Origin of the sequence: Caulobacter sp. S45, assembly GCF_903642205.1 — a bacterium.
Classification (GTDB): domain Bacteria; phylum Pseudomonadota; class Alphaproteobacteria; order Caulobacterales; family Caulobacteraceae; genus CAHJWH01.
The window spans coordinates 1-4,288 of the sequence record NZ_CAHJWH010000204.1; the positions used below are offsets into that span (position 1 = coordinate 1).

Below are 4,288 nucleotides of genomic sequence, written 5' to 3' on the forward strand. Positions count from 1 at the left end.
CATGAAGCTGCCGTTCTGGCGGCCTGACCGCGGCGCGACGCGTCCGCCCCCCCGGGCCGGACTTTTGGAGCGCTACGGGGCGGACGCCCTGGCCCTGGCGGAGGCCGTGGACCTGGATCTGGACGAGCTGCCGGCCCTCGCCGCCAAGGCGCCGCCGTTCATCCTGTCGCCCGGGCGTGGAAGCTGTAACTGGTATCTGCAGGATGTCGGTGCGGTGAGCGTCGGGGGCATGATGACCGCCTTCCGCATCGCCGACCAGCTGAAGTCCACCCGGGGCGTGCACCAGCGCTTCCTGATCTGCGGCCGCGCCGAACTCCAGGCCATCGCCACACGGGTGCTGGCGGCCTTCCCCGGCTTGAAGGGCTCGGAGTTCATCGCGCTGGATTCGGCCGAGAAGCTGGCCGGCATCCCGCCTGCCGACATCGGCGTGGCGACGTTGTGGACCACGGCGTACGTGCTGGCGCGGGTGACCAATTGCGCGCGCAAGATGTATCTGATCCAGGACTTCGAGCCGCTGTTCTATCCCGCCGGCTCCACCTCGGCCCAGGCCGAACTCACCTATCGGTTCGGCTTCGAGGGCCTCTGCAACACCGAACCCCTGAAGGCGATCTACCAGGACCGGTACGGCGGCGAGGCGGTGGCCTTCACCCCGCAGATCGACCGCAAGATCTTCTATCCTGGCCCGGCGGAGCAACGCTGGCCGCGGGCCCGGGTGTTCTTCTACGCCAGGCCCAACAATCCCAGGAACGCCTTCGAGCTCAGCGCCGCGGCGCTGAAGCGGCTGAAGCACCGGCTGGGATCGTCGGTGGAGATCCTGTGCGCCGGCGCCGAGTTCGACCCCAAGGCCTACGGGCTTGATGGCGTGGTCGAGCCGCTGGGCTGGCTCCCCTACGAACAGACGGGCGAGCTCTACCGCACCTGCCATGTGGGCCTGTCGTCCATGCTTACCCCGCACCCGTCCTACCTGCCGTTCGAACTGATGGCCTGCGGCGCGCTGGTGGTGGCGCTCAGGAACGAGGCCAACGACTGGTTGCTCGAGGATGGCGTCACCTGCCTGATCGCCGAGGCCTCGGCTTCAAGCCTAGCCGCCAAGCTCTTCCAGGCGGTGACCGGGTGGGAGGAGCACGCGGCCTTGAGGGCGAACGCTGCGCGCACCGTCTCTCGGCTGGCGGGACACGGCTGGACCTCTGAACTCGCTTCTGTGGTGGCGTTCATGACCCGCCTGACAGAGGCGAGCGAGTTGCAGCCGACCGTCAGCAAGCCTGGCCGATCGCCGTCGCTTCCATCTCGCCGGGTTGAGGCCGCCAGCCGAGGCGAAGGGGATCGCGGAACGCGCAAGTCATGAACGCCGCCTTGATGCGCCATGGCCCGCGACAAGCCCGCCGCCGGCTCGGTGGCCGAGCACTTCTGGTAGCGCTGGCCGTTGCGACAGCACCGCTTCACGCCTACGCCCAGGCGATCGAGCGCAACCTGCCGCCCCAGGTGACGCACGGCTCATCGGTGATCGTCACGCCTGTGGCGCCCAGCGACACCGACGCCACTCCGCTGGGCGCCAACCTCACCGGACTGGTGGTGCTCGGCCCCACCGATCCGGCGAAGCCGGGCGCCGTCACCGGCCTGCACCTGGACGCCGCGCCGAGGCTGACTGCGAGCGTCCGGCGCAGGCTGGCCCGCTACCTCGGCCGCCCGTTGTCGCACAAGCTGATTGCCGACGTGGAGGCCGAGATCGTGCGCGACTATCGCGCCGTCGGCTTCCCCCTGGTCTCGGTCTCCACCCCCGAGCAAGAGGTCTCCTCAGGCCTGCTTCAGGTGCGCGTGATCGAGTTCACCCTGAAGCACAAGACCGCGACGGGCGTCCATGACCCCAGCTATGTCACCAGCCGGGTGCGCGCCCAGCCCGGCCAGCCTATCGACGCCCGCAAGCTGTCCCAGGACCTGGACTGGCTGAACCGCTATCCGTTCGCCAACACCCAGGCGGCGTTCCAGCCCGGCGACCATCTCGGAGAAACGAAGCTGGTGCTGCAGACCACGGCCAGCCAGCCCGTCTCGATCTCGGCGGGCTACGCCACCTCGGGCTCGCCGCTGACCGGGTTCGACCGCTACTTCGCGGGGACCACCTTCGCGCTGCCCTTCCTGCACGACGCCTACGCCAGCTACCAGTTCACCGGCTCCAACGACGTGCTGTTCTCCCAGGACCGGCCGCTGAACGGCGCGCCCGATCCGCTCTATCTCAGCCACTCCGGGCGCATCGTCATCCCCACCCTGCCGCGCCAGGACCTCGAGGCGTCCTTAAGCTTCGTGCAGTCCAACGAGTTCGGCGACTTCACCGCCCACCAGACCACCGAGGAGCTGTCGATCGGTTACCGCAGCGCGCTCTCCAACCTGCTGTCGGTGCTGCCTGGCGAGGCGGTGGTGGGGGTGGAGGCGCGGCGCGAGACCGGCCGAACCAACTTCGCCGACGAGCCGGTGCAGAACGGCGTCACCGACGTGTTCCAGGTCTATGCCGGCTACTCCGCCCAGGAGAACGACGCCTTGGGCCGCAGCTCGCTGGACCTGACCGTACACATCAGCCCAGGCGGCGTGGGCGCCAGCAACACCGACGCGGCCTTCGCCCTGGCCTCGCAGGGGCGTTCGCGCAGCGCCGAGTATGCCTACGTCTCGGGCGACCTCAGCCGCTATACGCCCTTGCCCAGGGCGTTCGGCTACAGCGCCAGCCTCATTGGCCAATACGCCCCGAACCCGCTGCCGCTCACCGAGCAGATCGGGCTGGGCGGCCCCTCGCTGGTGCGCGGCTACACGCTCGACGACGGGGTGTTCGACTCAGGGCTGGTGGCGAGGAACGAGCTGCGCACGCCGACCCTCGCCGTGCTCGCCAACCTGCGCCGCGGCTTGGCCGACCAGCTCTCGCCCTTCGCCTTCGTGGACGCCGGCTACGGCAAGAACGAGTACACCCACGCCGACTCTACCCCCATCGGTGCAGGGTTCGGCGCCGACTACCAGTTCGGCCAGTACCTCAGCGCCAACCTGACCACCGCCTGGGCGCTCAAGCACGAGGGCCTCACCCGGTCAGGGCAGTTCAGAATGGAGAGCCGGGTGGCGCTGAGCTTCTGACCCCGATCATGGCAGTCCAGTTGCTCAATGAGCGATCGACGGCTGCGAGTGGCTGGGTGCGAGTAAGCCGAACGTCCGCTCTTGGATCCAGCCGCAAAGATCAGGAACGGCTGACTCTGGGCGCAAAGCGGCCGTCGCCATCCGTCGAACCCTGTGCCGGAGAGTACCCGGGGGAGCTGTCAGATTTAGGGCAACATGTCTCCGCCGCGACCGGATTGGTGGTGCGGCGGGAGTTTCGCGGTGCAGCCCATCTCCTACAGGCGCCATCGGTTTCCAGCGGAGGTGATCCGCTATGGGGCGTGGCTGTATCTTCGCTTCACCTTGAGCTTCCGCGACGTGGAGGAGCTGCTGGCCGAGCGTGGGATCGAGGTGAGCTACGAGACGATCCGCTGCTGGACGCTGAAGTTCGGCCCGCTGATCGCCAGGAACCTGCGTCGACGGCAGGCGCGGCCCACCGGCCGCTGGCGCGTGGACAAGATGGTGGTGAAGATCGGGGGCGCGAAGCGCTGGCCATGGCGGGCGGTGGATGACGAGGGCGTGGTGCTGGACATGCTGATCCAGCCCCGGCGCAACAGGAAGGCGGCGCTGCGCCTGTTCCGCAAGCTGATGAAGACCACCGGCGTTCATCCCGAGACCATCACCACAGACAAGCTGGCCTCGTACGGCGCAGCGCTCCGTGGGCTGAACCTCAGCGACCGCAACCGATGTCGCGGCAGGCGAGCCAACAACCAAGTTGAGAACAGCCACCTGCCGATCCGAAGGCCGGAGCGGAAGATGCAGACGTTCAAGAGCGACCATCGACACCTGGCCCCACCTGATCAGCCGACGCGGGCTTCGCATCCTGCGGGCCGCAGCCCACCAGGCGTGGGCGCAAGCCAGCGCCGCAGCAGGGTAGGGGAGGGCCGGCCTAGGGTCCTTTGCGCCCGCTCACCAGCTGTCGCGGCTTAACCTGACAAGCCCCTCATGCGTGCTGGCGGATCCTCCGCGGCCGTTCAGCCTGTCCGCTTCCTCGCGGTGAGGCACGCAGGAGCCCAGTAGTGAGTTTCGCGAGCGACAATGCCGGCAGCCGAGAACCCCAAGACGGATTTCTGGCGTTGACCTAATACCAAGTCCCGCTAACTAGAACTTGTGAGCCCACGCCCGCATCCCGATCGAGGCGATGGTAGCGGGCTGTTGG

2 protein-coding genes and 1 pseudogene are annotated in these 4,288 nt (G+C 68.1%); all 3 read left to right on the forward strand.

Going from position 1 to position 4,288, the window contains the following annotated elements; all coding sequences use genetic code 11:
* Nucleotides 1-1,345: glycosyltransferase (locus HUV06_RS14795; protein WP_174302016.1), on the forward strand; the 1,345-nt coding region annotated here is incomplete at its 5' end.
* On the forward strand, nucleotides 1,342-3,111 hold the full coding sequence (locus HUV06_RS14800) for a ShlB/FhaC/HecB family hemolysin secretion/activation protein (protein WP_174302017.1): 1,770 nt from the start codon (nucleotides 1,342-1,344) through the stop codon (nucleotides 3,109-3,111). The genes HUV06_RS14795 and HUV06_RS14800, both read left to right, overlap by 4 nt.
* 240 nt (nucleotides 3,112-3,351) lie before the next feature.
* Nucleotides 3,352-4,006: pseudogene (locus HUV06_RS14805) on the forward strand (IS6 family transposase).
* Nucleotides 4,007-4,288 lie beyond the last annotated feature (282 nt).